15 protein-coding genes are annotated in these 16,981 nt (G+C 52.3%); 5 read left to right on the top strand and 10 right to left on the bottom strand.

The window, feature by feature from the left end; all coding sequences use genetic code 11:
- Positions 1-79: 79 nt before the first annotated feature.
- The 4 genes from MUB23_RS04285 to MUB23_RS04270 form a co-directional block, all read right to left on the bottom strand.
- On the bottom strand, positions 80-1,057 hold the full coding sequence (locus MUB23_RS04285) for an ABC transporter permease (protein WP_244799114.1): 978 nt from the start codon (positions 1,055-1,057) through the stop codon (positions 80-82).
- The gene (locus MUB23_RS04280; protein ID WP_244799113.1) at positions 1,050-2,153 is read right to left on the bottom strand and encodes an ABC transporter permease; all 1,104 of its coding nucleotides are present in this window, start codon (positions 2,151-2,153) and stop codon (positions 1,050-1,052) included. Before MUB23_RS04280 ends, MUB23_RS04285 begins: the two co-directional genes overlap by 8 nt.
- On the bottom strand, positions 2,146-3,711 hold the full coding sequence (locus MUB23_RS04275) for an ABC transporter ATP-binding protein (RefSeq protein WP_244799673.1): 1,566 nt from the start codon (positions 3,709-3,711) through the stop codon (positions 2,146-2,148). The genes MUB23_RS04280 and MUB23_RS04275 overlap by 8 nt, the downstream gene beginning before the upstream one ends.
- A 169-nt stretch (positions 3,712-3,880) precedes the next feature.
- Entirely contained in the window at positions 3,881-5,110 is a 1,230-nt protein-coding gene (locus MUB23_RS04270; protein WP_244799112.1) for a BMP family ABC transporter substrate-binding protein, read from the bottom strand.
- A 269-nt stretch (positions 5,111-5,379) separates the two neighbouring features.
- Here MUB23_RS04270 and MUB23_RS04265 point away from each other — a divergent pair, with 269 nt between their 5' ends.
- On the top strand, positions 5,380-6,729 hold the full coding sequence (locus MUB23_RS04265; protein WP_244799111.1) for a uracil-xanthine permease family protein: 1,350 nt from the start codon (positions 5,380-5,382) through the stop codon (positions 6,727-6,729).
- Between the two features lie 208 nt (positions 6,730-6,937).
- Here MUB23_RS04265 and MUB23_RS04260 read toward each other — a convergent pair whose 3' ends face one another.
- Positions 6,938-7,354, bottom strand: coding sequence for a GNAT family N-acetyltransferase (locus MUB23_RS04260; RefSeq protein ID WP_244799110.1), 417 nt, complete (start codon positions 7,352-7,354; stop codon positions 6,938-6,940).
- 145 nt (positions 7,355-7,499) lie between these two features.
- Between MUB23_RS04260 and galT the strand changes: the two genes are divergently transcribed.
- A complete protein-coding gene (galT, locus tag MUB23_RS04255) occupies positions 7,500-8,990 on the top strand; it encodes a UDP-glucose--hexose-1-phosphate uridylyltransferase (protein WP_244799109.1) in 1,491 nt (496 codons plus the stop codon).
- Complete coding sequence (locus tag MUB23_RS04250; RefSeq protein WP_244799108.1) at positions 8,987-9,550, top strand: rhomboid family intramembrane serine protease; 564 nt, start codon at positions 8,987-8,989, stop codon at positions 9,548-9,550. The genes galT and MUB23_RS04250 overlap by 4 nt, the downstream gene beginning before the upstream one ends.
- Before the next feature lie 95 nt (positions 9,551-9,645).
- Here MUB23_RS04250 and MUB23_RS04245 read toward each other — a convergent pair whose 3' ends face one another.
- A complete protein-coding gene (locus MUB23_RS04245) occupies positions 9,646-11,088 on the bottom strand; it encodes an SLC13 family permease (RefSeq protein WP_244799107.1) in 1,443 nt (480 codons plus the stop codon).
- A 21-nt stretch (positions 11,089-11,109) separates the two neighbouring features.
- Entirely contained in the window at positions 11,110-12,378 is a 1,269-nt protein-coding gene (locus MUB23_RS04240; protein WP_244799106.1) for an FAD-dependent oxidoreductase, read from the bottom strand.
- 186 nt (positions 12,379-12,564) lie between these two features.
- Between MUB23_RS04240 and MUB23_RS04235 the strand changes: the two genes are divergently transcribed.
- Positions 12,565-13,509: a LysR family transcriptional regulator gene (locus tag MUB23_RS04235; RefSeq protein ID WP_244799105.1), complete on the top strand. Its 945-nt coding sequence runs from the start codon at positions 12,565-12,567 to the stop codon at positions 13,507-13,509.
- A gap of 68 nt (positions 13,510-13,577) precedes the next feature.
- On the opposite strand, the gene MUB23_RS04230 is transcribed toward MUB23_RS04235, so the two are convergent.
- Together MUB23_RS04230 and MUB23_RS04225 are read right to left on the bottom strand one after the other, a co-directional pair.
- Positions 13,578-14,984, bottom strand: coding sequence for an MATE family efflux transporter (locus tag MUB23_RS04230; RefSeq protein ID WP_244799104.1), 1,407 nt, complete (start codon positions 14,982-14,984; stop codon positions 13,578-13,580).
- Positions 14,968-15,435 (bottom strand): MarR family winged helix-turn-helix transcriptional regulator, encoded by a 468-nt coding sequence (locus MUB23_RS04225; RefSeq protein ID WP_244799103.1) that lies wholly within the window; start codon positions 15,433-15,435, stop codon positions 14,968-14,970. Before MUB23_RS04225 ends, MUB23_RS04230 begins: the two co-directional genes overlap by 17 nt.
- 284 nt (positions 15,436-15,719) lie before the next feature.
- Here MUB23_RS04225 and MUB23_RS04220 point away from each other — a divergent pair, with 284 nt between their 5' ends.
- Positions 15,720-16,427 (top strand): response regulator, encoded by a 708-nt coding sequence (locus tag MUB23_RS04220; protein WP_244799102.1) that lies wholly within the window; start codon positions 15,720-15,722, stop codon positions 16,425-16,427.
- A 45-nt stretch (positions 16,428-16,472) separates the two neighbouring features.
- Here the strand turns inward: MUB23_RS04220 and MUB23_RS04215 are convergent, their stop codons facing one another.
- Positions 16,473-16,820 carry a sporulation initiation factor Spo0A C-terminal domain-containing protein gene (locus tag MUB23_RS04215; RefSeq protein WP_244799101.1) on the bottom strand — a complete coding sequence of 116 codons (348 nt, stop codon included), beginning with the start codon at positions 16,818-16,820 and terminating at the stop codon, positions 16,473-16,475.
- Between the last annotated feature and the right edge of the window lie 161 nt (positions 16,821-16,981).

Here is a 16,981-nt window from a genome sequence, read left to right as displayed (position 1 = left end):
GAGTTCCCACGGAAGGTCTGCTTTTTTATGATCTGAGCTGCGCTCATTCATCAAAGAGAGAAGTGAAGAAAAGCCAGCCTTACCGCTCTTCCCGGAAATAGTTATTCCCGCAGCTCTTCGGCTGGCTGTGTTCTCTGCTCTGCCGGATACTGGTGATCACCAGCACGACGATGGTCACGATGTAGGGGACCATATCGTAAAACTGCGTGGCCAGACCCTTGATCGGGAAATACATCCGGAGTACGGTCAGGCCTCCGAAGATAATGCCGCAGAGGATGGCACGGGCCGGATTCCAGGTGGCGAAGATCACAAGCGCCACGGCCAGCCAGCCGTAGCCGCTGACGCAGCCGTGAACCCAGATGCCGTTGCAGGTGACCATGCACATGTACATGCCGCCGATGCCGCAGATTCCTCCTCCGACAATCGTGGCCAGGTATTTATAGCGGGTCACATTGATCCCGGCCGCATCGGCGGTTGCCGGGTCTTCCCCGACCGCCCTCAGGTTCAGGCCGGTCCGGGATTTCTTAAAGAACCAGGCCATCAGGATTGCCAGAGCAACCGAAAAATACACGATCCAGTTGTAGGAGAAGAGAAGTTTCCCCAAAATCGGAATATCAGAGAGAGCGCCGAAATGGATGGGCTGGAACATGGCTTGGGTGCCCTGGGTCACCTGCGCAAAGCCGGTGGCGGAGCGCTGGCCCAGGATCTCTCCGAAAAAGTTGCCGAAGCCGGTGCCGAAGATGGTCAGCGTCAGACCGGTTACATTCTGGTTCGCCCGGAGGGTGATGGTCAAAAACGAATAGATCAGAGCGCCGAGCGCGCCGGCCAAAAAGGAGATCAAGAGAGCGCCTACGGCTGCCATCACTCCGGCTCCGCCCAGCCACTGTTCGGCTGCCAGCCCGCCGGCCAGGCCGGAGACTGCGCCCATAAACATCATGCCTTCCACACCAAGGTTCAGGTTGCCGGATTTTTCCGTCAGGATTTCTCCGAGAGTGCCGAGAAGCAGGGGGGTACCTGCTGCCACGGCGGCGTTCAACAGATTGATGATATTATCCATTTGCCTCCTCCTTTCTGCTTCCGCGGAAGATCAGCTTATAGTTGATAAAGAATTCGCAGCCCAGCATGAAAAACAGAATCAGGCCGGTCAACAGATCGGCCGCCGAGGCCGGAATGTTGTGGGAGGTCTGAATACTGTTGGAGCCGCGCTCCAGCATGGCGATGAACAGGGAGACCACCACCATTGCAAAGGGATTCATATGGCCAAGCCAGGCCACTGTGATGGCGGTAAATCCAACGCCGCCAGCCGTGGTCTCGGTCAGAGTGCCGTCGGAACCGGACACCTGGAGGAAACCGACCAGGCCTGCCAGGGCCGCGGAGAGAAACATGGTGCGGACCAGGATCCGTCTCACGTTCATACCGGCATAACGTGCCGTATTGGCGGACTCGCCGACGACGGAAATCTCATATCCATGCTTGGTCTTCGTCAGATAGATAAAAGCGGCTACTACGATAATCAGGGCAATGATCCATCCGATATGTACACCGAAAACCTTCGGCAGGCGCGCCGTGTCCGTAAACATGCGGACCTTGGGGAATGTGCTGCGGGAATCCTGCCAACTGGCCTGATGCTCCAGGAAGATCACGAATTGGAGCGCAATGTAATTCATCATCAAGGTGAAAAGCGTTTCATTGGTGTTCCACTTGGCCTTGAAGAACGCCGGGATCATCCCATAGATGCCGCCTGCAATGAAAGCCGCCAAGCCCATCAGGATTAAAACGATTGCGTGGGGCAGGTGATCAAAGTAGATGGCAATGGAAGAGGCTGCGATGGCTCCGGCCAAGATCTGGCCCTCCGCGCCGATATTCCAAAAACGCATTTTAAAGGCGAGGGAAATGCCGATGCCGGTGATCAGCAGAGGAATGGTCAGTTTCACGGTTTCCTGAATGGCAATTTTCTTTCCAAAAGCGCCCTGAACCATGCTGGCGTATACTTCAAAGGGATTGTGGCCAAGCGTCAGGATCAAGAGCCCCCCGGTGATGATTGCGCCTAAGAGGGCAATGCCGCGGATGAGCCAGGCTTTCTTCGGTTCGATGCTGGCCCGCTTGACCATGCGGACAAAGGGTTCCTGATGTTCCCGGATTTCCTTACTCATGAGTGGCCGCCTCCTTTCTCTCTTTTTGTAAGTTTGCTTGATTTTCCTTATTCTGGTCGCCGACATGCACCATCATCAGGCCGATTTCTTCCTTTGAGGTGGTGCGGGGATCCACAATACCGCTGACCTGGCCGCCGCACAGGACTAAAAGCCGGTCGGAGATCTCCAAAAGGACATCCAGATCTTCACCGATGAAGATGACGGCAACCCCTTTCTTTTTCTGCTGGTTCAGCAGATCGTAAACCGTATAGGAGGAGTTGATGTCAAGTCCCCGCGCCGGGTAAGCGACGATTAAAAGCTGGGGACTGCATTCGATTTCCCGGCCGAGAAGCACTTTCTGGACGTTTCCGCCGGAGAGGCGGCGGATCGGCGTGTGGACGCCTGGGGTTACGATCTGGAGCTCTTCGATTAGGCGCTCCGCCGTCTTTTTCGGCGTCTCCCGGTCCACAAAAGGACCGGAATTCTGCCGGTAATTTTTCAGCATGATATTGTCCACCATGTCCAGGGAGGCGACCAGTCCCATGCCCAGCCGGTCTTCCGGCACAAATGCCATGGAAATTCCTTTTTTAATGATCTCGTCGGGAGATTTTCCGACCAGATTTTCATCCACCAGATGGCCGTCCACCTCATTGTGGAAGAGGATGGATCCCCCCTTCACCGGATAGAGCCCGGTCAGGGCTTCGCAGAGCTCTTTCTGGCCGCTTCCGGCAATACCGGCCACGCCGAGGATTTCCCCGCCGAAGGCGTCGAAAGAGACCTGATCCAGTTTCTTCACGCCGTCCGAATTGATACAGGTTAAGGAATGAACCTTCAGGCAGTCCTTTTTCGGGATCCCCTCCGGCCGGTCGATGGAAAGGCTTACGCTGTGTCCCACCATCATCTCGGTCAGGGACTGCTGGGTGGCCTTTCCCGTCTCTACGGTATCGATATATTCCCCCTTGCGCAGGATAGCGACCCGGTCGGAGACCGAGAGCACCTCGTGGAGCTTGTGGGTGATAATGATGATTGCTTTGTTGTCGTCCTTCATCGCCCGCAGCACGCGGAACAGCTTTTCCGTTTCCTGGGGAGTCAGCACGGCGGTGGGCTCGTCGAGGATCAGGATACCTGCGCCTCGGTAAAGCACTTTGATAATCTCCACCGTCTGCTTTTCCGAAACCGACATCTGATAGATCTTTTTATCCGGATCAATATCAAAACCATATTTTTGAGAGATATCGCGGATTTTCTGGGACAGCAGTTTTCGGTTGATTGTGGCGCCGCCGGGCAGTCCCAAAACAATATTTTCCGCCGCCGTCAGCACGTCGACCAGCTTAAAGTGCTGGTGGATCATGCCGATCCCCAGGGCAAATGCGTCCTTCGGCGAACGGATGGATACCTCTTTGCCATGAATGTAGATTTCTCCGTGGTCCGGGAAATAAATGCCGGACAGCATATTCATCAGCGTTGTCTTTCCGCTGCCGTTTTCCCCGAGCAGAGCTAAAATCTCCCCGGTACGCAGCGTCAGGTTCACATCGTGGTTGGCGACGACGGAACCGAACGTTTTTGTGACGTTTTTCATCTCCACGGCATTCGTCTTCGTATTTTCCAAACCTTCTCCCTCCTTGTTTCTATGAGTGAAGAACAGGGCAAACCGCGTTTGCACTCTTCTTCCTCCATAGCTTCCTTTTTAGAAAAGGGACAGGGCCGCAGATAAGCGGCTCTGTCCCGGAAATCCGAAACAGCTCGGATTACTCTTTAACCGTAATGCCTTCCAGGATATGATTGAAGCTGGGGGCGGAAGCGGGCTCTTTGAAGGTTTCACCCTCTTTTACAACCTCATTGCCTTCATTATCCTTCAGCGGGCCGGTGAAAACATCCCAATCAGAGGTCAGGAACTTTTCACGGGCTGCGTCGATGGCTTCTTTGGTTCCGTCGGCAATAATGCTGTCGTTCAGAGGGGAGATATCGCAGACGCCGTCTTTGAGGCCCTTGGACCAGTCAACGTCGATGGCCTCACCCTTAGCCACGCAGTTCACAGCGTACTCCAGATAGATGGACCAATCCCAGACTGCGGAGGTCAGGGAAGCCTTCGGGGCAGCGTCTCTCATGTCGGAATTGTATCCAACGTGGAACACGCCGTTCTGCTCCGCCGTGGTGGCCGCCGCAGTGGAATCGCAGTGCTGGCCGATCACGTCGCAGCCGTCGTCGATCAGAGCCTTGGCAACCTGTGCCTCCTTGGTCGGATCGTTCCAGCTGTTGGTGTACATTACTTCCATCGTGACATCCGGGTTTACGCTTTTGGCGCCCAGGTAAAACGCATCGTAACCGCTGATTACCTCAGGGGTTGCCATAGCGGCGACATAACCGATCTTGTTGGTGCTGGTCTTCAGGCCGGCGGCGATACCGGACAGGTAACGGGCCTGATGAATCTCACCAAAATAGTTATGTACGTTGCTCAGTCCGCTGGTAGCCGCCTGATAACCGGTGGCATGGCAGAACTGAACGTCGGGATATTCTTTGGCAACTTCCAGGACATAGTTCTCAAAGCCGAAGCTGGTTGCAAAGATGATATTGCAGCCGGCGTCTACCAGCTCGCGCAGCGCGGTGCCGCACTCAGCGCCTTCCGGAATGTTGTACTTGTTGATGATCTGAGTGTTAACATCCAGTCCCAGCTCCTTCGCCATCTTCTGAGTTCCCAGGTCGTGATTGTAGGTGTAGCCCTTGTCACTGGGATCGGAGATATGGACAAAGCCAATCTTCAGCTTGGAATAGTCAACATCGCCGGTCGCCGCTGTGGTGGCCTCTGCTGCCGTCGTAGCGGCGGCTGTGGTGTCTTTCTCAGCGGCCGTGGTGTCGGCAGATGTAGTTGCGGCAGGCGTCGTGGTAGGCGCTGCCGTCGTTTCGCTGTTTCCGCTGCCGCAGGCGGCTAAGCTGAAAATCATCGCGAAACTCAAGAATGCGGATACAAATTTTTTCATATACGGTTCCTCCTTTTTTTTATACAAAAAGTGTATCATTTTTCATTGGGCCTGTCAATTCTATAACTCCGGAAACGTCAAATAATTTGAAGGAAAATAAGGAAAGAAAACAGAATATCTATAGATTAATACAAAAAAATTTCCTTGAATTTGGACGGATTCTATGCTATGCTGTAGGCGGGTGATAGCGAGTAAATCAATTGGAATCCGACGAATGGTGAGGGTGATTCATTCCTGTTGGAGGAAGAATGGTAGGAGGAGATTGATTTATGGCAGAAAAGCAGATTTCCGGGCGGAAGGGCTCCATTTTTGATTTGGATGGCGTTCCGCCGCTTCGACAGGCGCTTCCCCTGGCGATCCAGCATGTGGTGGCTATGATTGTCGGGTGTGTGACACCTGCTATTTTGGTATCCAACGCGGCGGGTCTGGCCGTGGAGGACCGGGTTCTTTTAATTCAGGCGGCGCTTGTCATTGCCGCATTATCCACATTCATTCAACTGTTTCCTATTTTCGGCGTTTTAGGGTCCCGGCTCCCGATGATCATGGGAGTCAGCTTTGCTTATGTGCCGAGTTTGGTGGCGGTTGCCGGGGACTACGATGTGGCGACGATTTTCGGCGCTCAGATAGTGGGCGGCGTCGTGGCGATTCTGGTCGGGCTTTTTGTGAAAAAGCTCCGGGGGCTCTTTCCTCCTCTGATCACCGGCACGGTCGTTTTTACCATCGGGCTTTCCCTTTATCCGACCGCGGTCAATTACATGGCGGGAGGCACCGGGAATACCGATGCAGCCAGGCTGGCCACGCCGGCGCTGCTGTACGGTTCCTGGCAGAACTGGATGATCGCGATTCTGACTCTGATTGCAGTGACGGTTCTGAATCATTATGCCAAGGGGCTGGCGAAGCTGGCGTCGATTCTGCTCGGCATGGCGTTCGGCTACGTGGTGGCGGCGTTTTTCGGAATGGTGGATTTAAGTCCGGTGGCGGAAGCCGGATTCTTCCAGCTTCCCAAGATCATGCACTTTGGGATATCCTTTGATATATCGGCCTGTACGGCCATCGGGATCCTGTTTGCCATCAACTCCATACAGGCCATCGGGGACTATACGGCGACGACGATCGGAGGCATGGACCGGGAGCCTACGGACGGAGAGCTCCAGCGAGGAATCGTGGCCTACGGCGCATCCAATATTCTCGGCGCTGTGCTGGGCGGCCTTCCGACGGCGACTTACAGCCAGAACGTTGGCATTGTGGTGACGACCAAGGTGATCAACCGGATTGTTTTAGGGATGGCGGCCGCCTTGATTTTGCTGGCCGGTCTGGTGCCGAAGTTTTCGGCCATCCTGACGACCATTCCCCAGTGCGTTTTGGGAGGCGCTACCATATCGGTATTCGCATCGATTGCGATGACCGGCATGAAGCTGGTGACGTCGGCGCCGATGAACTACCGGAATACCTCGATTGTCGGCTTGGCTGCGGCCCTGGGCATGGGTGTGTCCCAGGCGTCGGCGTCCCTGTCCCAGTTTCCGGATTGGGCCACGACGATTTTTGGAAAATCGCCGGTGGTGGTGGCAACGATTGTGGCGATTATTTTGAATATCATTCTTCCGAAGGAAGAGGCGTAAGAGAGAATTTCGCGCCGCGAAATTCTGCGCCGCAAATGTGTCGCGTCAGCGACATTTTCCTTTGCATTTGCGTGTGCCTCCATAGCGGAGCGTATCTTGTTTCATAGGGAATTCCAAAGGAATTTCCTATGAAACAAGAAAGATGGAGCAGCCGGGACGGGTAAGTCCCGGCTGCTCCATCTTTCAGCCTTCTATAAAAGTCTTTATCTTATCTTGGTCTCGGTTTTCGGATCTCCATCAGGTCATTAGCGCGGGCGGTCCGGGTAAAACCGCATTTCTCATAGAAATCATGGGCGTAGGTGGTGACCAGCATCCACTGATAGACGTCTTTCAGTTCCGGATGATTTAAGAGATAGGAGATCATCTGCTCCCCGATGCCGGATGCCCGGCAGGATTCTTCCACAATCACATCCATCAGGTAGGCAAAACGGGTCTTATCGGAGACCACGCGGGCATAGCCGATCTGCGTTCCGTCTTCCCGGAACGCGCCGGTGACCAGCGCGGAATTCTCCGCCCCTTTGCGGACCTCCTCTTCGGTGATTCCGGGGCTCCAGTGAGTAGCCGCCAGCATGGCTGTAACTTTAGAAAAATCAATGGCTGCAAGGCCTTCTCGGATCGTAAACATAAATTGGTACTCCTCCCACCCTGAGATTCTAACATAGATTGTGAAAAAAGCAAGGAAAAGTTTGGGATTCTGTGATAAAATAAAATCAATCAAGAAGTTTTTTTGAGCGGCCGAGGAACGCAATAAAAAAGAGAGGGATTGAGACATGCTGAATCAAAGGATCCGCCAATTAGTGGATTATGGTATCCGTACCGGATTGATATCGGAGTACGAGCGAATTTATACGACGAACCTGCTGCTGGAGATTTTTCAGGAACCGGAATATACGGAGCCGGAGAATCCAGGCGAAGAGGACTTGCCGGAGATCCTTGCCGGGCTGCTGGATGAGGCGGCAAAGAGAGGGATTTTAAAGGATCAGTCAGTGACCGGCCGGGACTTGTTTGATACGAAGCTGATGAACTGCCTGGTGCCCCGTCCCTCCCAGGTGATCGCAGAGTTTCAGCGCCGTTACCAGAAATCCCCGCGGGCGGCCACGGAATATTTCTACCGGTTGAGCCAGGATTCCGATTACATCCGGCGCTACCGGGTGAAAAAAGATATCCGATGGGCGGCGGAAAGCCCTTACGGCCCTCTGGATATCTCCATCAACCTGTCCAAGCCGGAAAAGGATCCCAAGGCGATCGCAGCGGCCAAGACGGCGAAGCAGGGCGGATATCCCAAATGCCAGCTCTGCCGGGAGTGCGTGGGCTACGCCGGGCGGCTGGATTTCCCCGCCAGAGAGAATCACCGGATCGTCCCGGTTGCAATCGGCGGAGCGGAGTGGTGGTTCCAGTATTCCCCTTATGTTTATTACAATGAACACTGCATCGTTTTTAACGGCGAGCATGTGCCGATGAAGATCGAGACGGAGACGTTCCGCCGCCTGCTGGACTTTGTGGCGCAGTTTCCTCACTACTTTGTCGGGTCCAACGCGGACCTTCCGATCGTGGGGGGATCCATCCTGAGCCATGATCACTTTCAAGGAGGCTGCTACGAGTTTCCGATGGAGCGGGCGCAGGTGGAAGAGGCGTTTCTCGTAGAGGGATTTTCGAACGTGACGGCAGGTATTGTCCATTGGCCGCTCTCGGTGATCCGCCTGTCCTCGGAGGACCGGGAGGAGCTGGTGCGTCTGGCCGGGCATGTTCTGGAAAAATGGCGGGGATACACGGATGCCGAGGCCATGGTTTTGGCTGAGAGCGAGGGGGAACCCCACAATACCATCACGCCGATTGCGCGGATGCGGGGCGGCAAGTTTGAGCTGGATTTAGTGCTTCGAAATAATTTGACCACACCGGAACATCCTTTGGGCCTTTACCATCCGCACCAGGAACTGCATCACATTAAAAAAGAAAATATCGGTCTGATTGAGGTGATGGGGCTTGCCATTCTTCCGGCGCGGCTGAAAAAGGAACTGGACGCGTTGGGCCGGGCGTTGGTGGAAGGAACCGAGATTCGCGGACAGGCGGATTTAGAGAAACATGCGGACTGGGCGGAGGAGCTGAAAGCGAAGTACGGACGCTTTGAGAGTGAGACCGTTTCAGAGATCTTGCGAAGGGAAACCGGCGACGTGTTCCGCCGGGTTTTGGAAGACGCGGGAGTTTACAAAGTGACGAAGGAAGGCAGGACTGCATTTCGGAGGTTTATCCATACGCTATGATATCATTTTTCAAAAAAATTCAGTATAATTCGCCGGTTGTTTTAACCTTTGCCCTGGTGTCTTTCTGTGTGCTGGGATTGGGGCAGCTGACTCGCGGGTGGACCGATCAGATGCTTTTTTGCGTCTACCGTAGTTCGCTTTTGGATCCGCTGACCTACGTGCGGCTGTTCGGACATGTGCTGGGCCACGCGAATCTGGCCCATTTGACCGGAAATATGATGCTGTTCTTGCTTCTGGGGCCGATTTTGGAGGAAAAGTATGGGAGCCGGGCCATGCTGCAGATGTTCGCGGTGGTCGCCCTGGTGACCGGGGCGGTGAACATGGTTTTCTTTCCCGGCGTGGCCCTGATGGGGGCCAGCGGGATTGTCTTTATGATGATCGTTCTGGCTTCGATGACCAGCGTGGGGCGCGGACAGATTCCGCTGACGCTGATCGTTGTGGCAATTTTGTATCTGGGGCAGGAGGTTTACGACGGAATTTTTACGGCGGATAATATCTCGCATCTGTCCCACATTGTAGGGGGCGTTTGCGGGTGCGCCTTTGGCTTTACCAGAAAATAGAGGCTTTTTTGAAAAGGGATGGCATAAAACAAGCTCCTGCCTTATTGTAAAGACAGGAGCTTGTTTTATACTTTCGTTTTAGAAAGAACTGATTGTTACAGCACGGCTGCTGCAATCGGATAGCCGATGAAGGCCAGAATCAGCATGCTGGCGATTGCCATCAGTCCGCCGTACTTGAACATCGCTTTTACATCAACCCAGCCAGTACCGGCCACAACCGCCATCGGCATGGTGCTGGGCGGGGTGGCGAATGCGTAGGAGGCAGCGGCGCCGATGACGGAAGCCAGTGCAACCATGTTTACATTGCCCATTGCCAGAGCGATCGGTGCGGAGATCGTATAGAATACGGTGGCGCACACGGTGTTGGAAGAAAAGTTCGTGCAGAGGATGCAGAGCACCGAAATCACCAGAATGAAAATGGAAGGATTCATTCCCTGAACCAGAGGAGAGACCTTTGCAACCAGGAAATCGGAGATGCCGACTTTATCCAGAACTAGTGCGCCACTAAGCACCAGAACTGCGGCGTTAAAGATCAATGCACTCCACGGAACACCATTGGTAGCGGCATCCTTAAAGTTCATAACAGGCTTTCCATCAATTTCTACTACACAGAGGATAATGATAGCGATCAATACTGGAACGGCATTGCCAAGGCCAGCCAGGTAAGCACCAACAGTCGGCATAAAATTTTTAAGGCAGCCCTGCAAGATCCAGATGATAATAACGGCGATAAAAAGGGCGGAAGAAAGTTTTTCCTGTTTGCTCATCGGCTTGATCTCTGAACGCAGCGTCGTTACGTCGTAGGTTTGCAGTTTTGTGATGTCGGGGCGATAAATAAAACGGTATACCAGAATCAGCACAAGGAAGATCAGGATGCCGGTCACGATACCAAAAATGCTGTAGGAAACAATGTTGACGCTAAGCCCGGTCTGTTCAGCCAAAAGCTGGATTGGGATCAAGATAATCGCATGTCCTAAAGGCGTGTTGGCGGAACCGATTCCGACGGCAATGCCAAGGCCAAGGACCAGCATCTGAGGGAAACGGTCTCCTTTGATGTAGTCCAGCTCCTTAAAGATCTGCTCTGCGATCGGAAGAAAGATCAGGAGTGCAGCAGTCTGGGACATAAAGGAAGCCATAAACATAGCGCCAAACAGAAACATGATTACAAACGCCCAGGGACTCTTTCTTGCAATTTTGTTGGTAATGCACCAGATTGCCATACGGCGGGAAAAACCAACTTGGCTCAGTACATGGCTGAGCATGAAGAATACCAGAAGAAAAGCGATGGTCGCGTTGCCGAAACCGCTTTTAAAGATATCGGCTGGCTTCATGATTTCGAACACAGCCAGCAGCGCCATACAGAGGAAACTGGGCCAGTCAATACCGATGAAGTTCCACATCAGCATAATACCGATGAACAGCCCAATGACCTGCATGCTGGTGACCGAGAGGCCCTCCGGCGCAGGAATGAACTGAAAACCAAGGATAAAAAGGATGGATACGATCATCATGATCAATTTGGTTTTGTTTTGTTTCATAGTTTATCTCCTTTTGTACATTTAACGGGAATACTTATCTGTCAGGCATTGCGAGAGAGAAGCAGCCGTCAATTCATCCAATTTCTTTTTCTCACATTTAGCCAGTGCCACAGCGTATCCGGCAGATTCACCGACGTTCATCATAATCGGCATCACGCGGATGGCGGCAAAAGCTTTCTTTTCGGCGCCTAGACATTTTCCGGCTGCCAGAGTGCGATGCAGTCCCTTGGGAAGGAGACTTCGGTAAGGGATGTGGTAGACGCCGGGCAGCACCTTCCAGATTACGGAGTTCGTGACCGGGTCATGGATATCCATGGGATAGCAGCCGCAGGCGATGCTGTCCTCGAAATTGGTCATCTGCTCCAAATCATCCAGCGTCAGCATGTATTGTCCCTGAATACGGCGGCCGTCCCGGACACCGATCACGGAAGCAATATTGGCGATATAGGAGGCCTCCATGCCCGGTACGCGCTTCTGAACAAAATGATAAACTGGGAGGATTTGGCGGCGGGCTTCAGCCAATCCCATGGAGGCGCCGCGGATATCTTCGTAGTCAAATTTGGCCCGTGTCACATTTAAACTGACGTCCTTTGTGCCGGGAATTGGCGTAAAGGCAAGTATTTTTCCCTTTAAGATACCGGCTTCATAGCCTTCCTGAATGATTTTTCCTAGTTCTTCACTGTGGATGAAGGCGTCCAGTTTGGTTAGATCTACATTGGAAAGTCGGAACATCAGCGTAGAGACCAGCTGTTTATCAGCCTGAGTTTTGATTGTTTCACAGCCTAGTTTTCGAATTAAATCCGCATTTCCTGTGGCATCGATCAGATAATCACTGGTCAGGGTGAAAGTCTCATACAGACTGCGGGCGTGTACGATACAGCCGTCTTCATTTTCTTCGGCGGAATCCAGCTCTGCCTGGTAGAAGAGTGTAACGCCACTTTCCGTTGCCTTGGTCTCCAGCAGAATCTTTAGCATTTCCGGATTGTAGCGAAGACGGTCGATTTTGACTTCCTTGTTGGAGGACATCGGGACTGCGAAATGGTACTCGGCAAATCCTTCGGCAATCATTTCATCGAAGATTTCTTTTTCAATGCCCTTGTAGAGCGGGGATTCCCGAAAGCCGGCCGCGTTCATCTCGGTCAGCCCGGAGCCAGTGGCCATGCCGCCGAGATATGAATTTTTCTCAATGACAGCGGTGCTCAGCCCTTCTCTGGCCGCAGCAATTGCACTGAACGTACCAGCAGTCCCTCCGCCCACAATGACTAAATCGAAATGATTTTGATGGTGCATAGGGTGTTTCCTTTCTCTCATGTTTTTCTTATCTCGTATTGTACCTATCTCGCTTCAGAAAAACAATTTCAATTTGGAAAGAGTATATTCCATATTGGAAAGAGATGAAGACATTGCATTTTGTAATGTAAAATGGTATGATGAAAAAATCTCTTTTTGTACAAGATTCACAGAGGAGGAAAGCCAATGGATGTGTTTCAGCTTAAGTGTTTTATCAGTGTTGTAGATTGTAAGAGCTTTACCGAGGCCTCCTATGAGGTGGCGATCTCTCAATCATCTCTTTCCAAATACATCAGCAAGCTGGAGGACGAGTTGAAGGTAAAACTTTTCGACAGGAGCAAGCGACAGACCGAGCTGACACCGGCAGGCCGTGAGTTTGATGAGTATGCGCGGGCGATGTTGGATGGATATTACCAGATGCAGAATGCTATGAAGAAGTATACGGTCGGCGGGATTCTCCATATCGGGAGTATTGAACACATGGGACGTGTAGGGCTGACAACGCCAATCGCATCCTTCTTAAATTTATTTCCGGATGGCGATGTGGAAATTGAAATTGACAAGGGAGACACTTTAAGTTTAATGAATCTTCTGATTTCAAAGAAGATTGATATGGCGTTTATCGCTCATATCATTTCGGCAAAGAGAGATACCTCCAATATAGATGCTTATGATTTAACAGCCTTTGACCGGTACACATTGGTGGAGGACGAGTATCATCTGGTTGTAAATCGGAATCATCCGCTGGCGGAGCGGGAGGTCGTTTCCTGGAAGGAACTGGCGGAAGAAAAATTTGTAATCTTAGACAAAAGCTATAGTTTGAATTCCATCATAAGAGATTCCTTCCGGCAAGTGGGGATCGTTCCTCATATTGTATTTGAATGTGATCAAGTCGACACGATTCTAGGGTTAATTGAGGAAGATTTTGGCGTGTCTCTGCTTTCTAAGCGTGTGGCGACGTCACGGTATGATGTGAAGTCTGTCCGGATTGACCGTCCTCTTGCGCGGAATACGGTGCTGGTAGTGCCGAAGGAGATGGAACACAAGCGGAAGTTGATGCAGCAGTTTGTACGGCATATTGTGGAATACTATGAGAACAACAAGAAGAGCGAAGAGTCGGAAACGAAATAGAGAATCAGTAAGAAGAAAGAACACAGAAACCTGGCCTAGATGGAGAAGGTTCCTGTGTTCTTTTTGTTTTATTGGCAGGAGGCATTGGAGTTTGCAGCGATTGAAGAGCTGCCGTGTTCTAGCATCCGCATCAGTTTCAGCTCCCGCACGGCGAAGAAAACTGCCAGCAGCGCGGCGGCTAGGTCGGCGACGGGACCGGCATACATGACCCCGTCGATGCCGAGAAACATCGGAAGAAGAACAATCAGCGGCAAAAGGAAAAGAATCTGCCGGGTCAGCGACAGGAAAACACCCCTGGTGGCTTTTCCGATCGAAGTAAACAGATTGGCTGCAATCGGCTGGAGTCCATTGATAAAGGTGAAAAACAGATAAATCCGAAAATACTGTTCTGCAAAATGGAAGTATTCTTCCGAGCCCTCTCCGAAGAGTCCGATGATCTGGCGCGGAAAGATCTGAAACAGCAGGAATGCGCCGACGGAGATCGCGGTGGCGATGGCGGCGGCCCGTAGGAACGTTTCCTCGACCCGCTTATATTTCCCGGCTCCGTAGTTGAAGCTGACGATGGGCTGAAGTCCCTGGGCGAGTCCGATGACCAGGGAGAAAAAGATCATACCGACTTTGGAAATGATTCCGGCGCAGGCCAGAGGAATTTCCGGCCCGTAGACAGACTGGCCGCCGTAATAAGTCAGGGTGTTGTTCATCACAACCTGGACCACCATCATGGCAAGCTGATTGAAGAACGGAGCCATGCCCAGCGAAAGAATTCGCAGGCAGAACTGTCTGGACGGCTTCAGGGATTGCAGCGTCAGGCGGACGGTTTTATAGTGTATCAGGTAGGTTCCGACCATGACGGCGGAGACCACTTGTCCGATTACGGTTGCCCAGGCCGCCCCGGCAATACCCATGTGAAAGACGAAGATAAACAGCGGGTCCAGAATCGTATTGAGCACCGCGCCGGTCAACGTACAGACCATGGAATATTTTGGGCTGCCGTCCGCCCGGACCAGATTGGAGCCCCCGGTGGCTAAGATCAGGAACGGAAAACCCAACGAGGTAATGCCGGTATAGGTCAGCGAGTAGTCCAGAATATCGGGCGTTGCGCCAAAGAGCAGCATCATCGGCCTAAGGAAAAGGCGGACAACGATGCACAGGCCGATCCCAATGGTCAGCATCAGGAAGATCGCGTTCCCGGCAAAGCGCTCGGCCCGCTTGCTGTCTCCGGATCCGAGGGACAGGTTGAAATTGGCGGAACCGCCGATTCCGCAGAGCAGGGAGACGGAGGTACAGGTGATCGACAGAGGGAACGCAACATTGGTGGCGGCGTTACCCAGCATACCGACGCTCTGGCCAATAAAAAATTGATCGACAATGTTGTAAAGAGCGCTGACCACCATCGCGATGATGCTGGGAATGGCAAACCGGGCCAGCAGCCGTGTGATTTTTTCTGTACCCAGGGGATTATTGGCTTTGTCCATGGGAAGAATCCTCCTTTTCATTTTTTTCTAAGACCTGGGACGACGCATTTTTTACCAGGGTGTGTAAAAGCTCCGTCAAAGTATCTGTTTCTTCCGGGCTCAATGTTTCGGTAAGGCCGCTCCACAGCTCGGTCAGAGCAGCCTTGATCTTCGGGACCAGCTCCCAGCCTTTTTCCGTCAGATAAAGGGCGTTGGAATGGGGATTTGGCGCCTCCCGTTTCCGCAGCACAAAGCCTTCTTCTTCCAGGCGCTTCATGGCGCGGGTGGCCATCGCTTCGTCCAGGGAGAGCGACCGGCAGAGGGCTTTTTGGCTGGTGCCTTCATTTTTGGAGATATAGAGAAGAAAATAGTAGCTGGAATAGCCGAGCCCGTAGGGCTTCATGACGGTATTGATGTATTTTAGCTCATTTCGGTAGAGGGTGGCTACATATTTGCCGAGCAGTGTGATCATGCCGGACCTCCTTAGTTGACTTGTCAATCTCATTCCAACCGATAGTATAACGAATAATGGTTGATAAGTCAATTTTATTTTTTGTTCATTCTTATATGAAAAAAGAAAACGAAGAAGGAACTGCGGAGTGTGACGTGGCAGGTATTTTTTCCCAACCGGCGCGGAACGGCAGCCGGATTGGATTCCCTCTTGCGGAGTACAGAAATCTGCTTTATAATTTCCTTGTGATTTCATATTATTGAAATGCGGCTCAAAGGAATGGAAGGATAGGGAGGAGAATTCCGATGTCCAATAAAGTACACATTTTAATCATCGAAGATGAGAAAAGTATCTGTAATTTTATCAAAGCAGCCCTTCAGGTGCAGGATTACCGCATCAGTATCGCACATACCGCGTCGGAAGGACTTTCGATCATTACTTCCCGCTGTCCCGACCTGGTGCTCCTGGATCTGGGGCTTCCGGATATGGACGGCAGTGAGATTATACGAAAGGTAAGGGAGTGGTCCAGCCTGCCGGTGATCGTGATCTCTGCCAGAACCCAGGAGCGGGAGAAAGTGCAGGTCTTGGATCTGGGAGCGGACGACTACATTACAAAGCCGTTCGGCTCCTCGGAACTTTTAGCCCGGATCCGAACCGCGCTGCGCCATAATAATCAGTTGGTGACGCCGAACGGAGGGCCAAGCTCCTGCTATAAAGTAGGCGATCTGTGTATTGATTTTGCCCGGCGCATCGTAACCTTGGCCGGAGAGGAGATTCATCTGACCGCCGTGGAATATAAGCTGGTGTCGCTGCTCGCCAAAAACGCGGGCCGGGTGGTGACTCACGATGCGATTATGACCCAGGTGTGGGGGCCTTACGTGGAAGAAGACAACCGGATCCTGCGGGTGAACATGGCAAACATCCGCCGGAAGATTGAAAAAAATCCCGCGGAGCCCCAGTATATCTTTACTGAAATCGGTATTGGCTACCGGATGGCCGAAGAGACCAATTAAGAAGAGGGGAAGGCACGGAACGAGATGCCTTCCCTTTTGTGTTGCTTAGTCTTTTTGCTCCTCTTTGGCGATACAATAATTAAACAGGTAGAGAATCATTTCACCGGGAGATGGCTTTTCTGTCAGACGCCGTCCGGCAATCCGTTCCAGTTCTTTTCGGTTCCCATGTTCCCAGCAGTCTTCCACGGCCCGCGCAATATTTCTGGCCACATTCTGGGGCGAGCTGTGGGTATCTCTGGCGATTTCCGGATAGAGTTCGCTGGTCAGGCAGCGGACCGGAAATTCCTTCCTTTGAACGACAAGAGCAACGGCCCGTGTTAGCTGGCGATAGCCGACGGAGGCCGGCCGCCCGGAAATGGTGACGATGAGCTGATAGATTTCTTTCTGTTTCATAGAACGTCTCTCCTTCGTATTATGGGATAGGAACAAAATAGGATAAAAAGCCAAGAAAAAAAGTGTAATGGACAGAATTGGACATGAATGTGTAAATGTAAAGGAAAAACATGTCTCTTATTTCAACATCTTTCGACCTTAGACGACGAAAAAAGAAAAAC

This window comes from Cuneatibacter sp. NSJ-177, from assembly GCF_022867805.1.
Classification (GTDB): domain Bacteria; phylum Bacillota; class Clostridia; order Lachnospirales; family Lachnospiraceae; genus Pseudolachnospira.
The sequence above is the reverse complement of the archived record's forward strand: the minus strand, read 5'-3'. Positions and strand labels throughout refer to the sequence as shown.

Bases quoted from the DNA above. Each gene is read 5' to 3' on its own strand.
- MUB23_RS04270 (WP_244799112.1), bottom strand. From the start codon at position 5,110: ATGAAAAAATTTGTATCCGCATTCTTGAGTTTCGCGATGATTTTCAGC.
- MUB23_RS04275 (WP_244799673.1), bottom strand. From the start codon at position 3,711: ATGAAAAACGTCACAAAAACGTTCGGTTCCGTCGTCGCCAACCACGAT.
- MUB23_RS04280 (WP_244799113.1), bottom strand. From the start codon at position 2,153: ATGAGTAAGGAAATCCGGGAACATCAGGAACCCTTTGTCCGCATGGTC.
- MUB23_RS04265 (WP_244799111.1), top strand. From the start codon at position 5,380: ATGGCAGAAAAGCAGATTTCCGGGCGGAAGGGCTCCATTTTTGATTTG.
- MUB23_RS04250 (WP_244799108.1), top strand. From the start codon at position 8,987: ATGATATCATTTTTCAAAAAAATTCAGTATAATTCGCCGGTTGTTTTA.
- MUB23_RS04235 (WP_244799105.1), top strand. From the start codon at position 12,565: ATGGATGTGTTTCAGCTTAAGTGTTTTATCAGTGTTGTAGATTGTAAG.
- MUB23_RS04260 (WP_244799110.1), bottom strand. From the start codon at position 7,354: ATGTTTACGATCCGAGAAGGCCTTGCAGCCATTGATTTTTCTAAAGTT.
- MUB23_RS04240 (WP_244799106.1), bottom strand. From the start codon at position 12,378: ATGCACCATCAAAATCATTTCGATTTAGTCATTGTGGGCGGAGGGACT.
- MUB23_RS04220 (WP_244799102.1), top strand. From the start codon at position 15,720: ATGTCCAATAAAGTACACATTTTAATCATCGAAGATGAGAAAAGTATC.
- MUB23_RS04230 (WP_244799104.1), bottom strand. From the start codon at position 14,984: ATGGACAAAGCCAATAATCCCCTGGGTACAGAAAAAATCACACGGCTG.
- galT (WP_244799109.1), top strand. From the start codon at position 7,500: ATGCTGAATCAAAGGATCCGCCAATTAGTGGATTATGGTATCCGTACC.
- MUB23_RS04215 (WP_244799101.1), bottom strand. From the start codon at position 16,820: ATGAAACAGAAAGAAATCTATCAGCTCATCGTCACCATTTCCGGGCGG.
- MUB23_RS04285 (WP_244799114.1), bottom strand. From the start codon at position 1,057: ATGGATAATATCATCAATCTGTTGAACGCCGCCGTGGCAGCAGGTACC.
- MUB23_RS04245 (WP_244799107.1), bottom strand. From the start codon at position 11,088: ATGAAACAAAACAAAACCAAATTGATCATGATGATCGTATCCATCCTT.
- MUB23_RS04225 (WP_244799103.1), bottom strand. From the start codon at position 15,435: ATGATCACACTGCTCGGCAAATATGTAGCCACCCTCTACCGAAATGAG.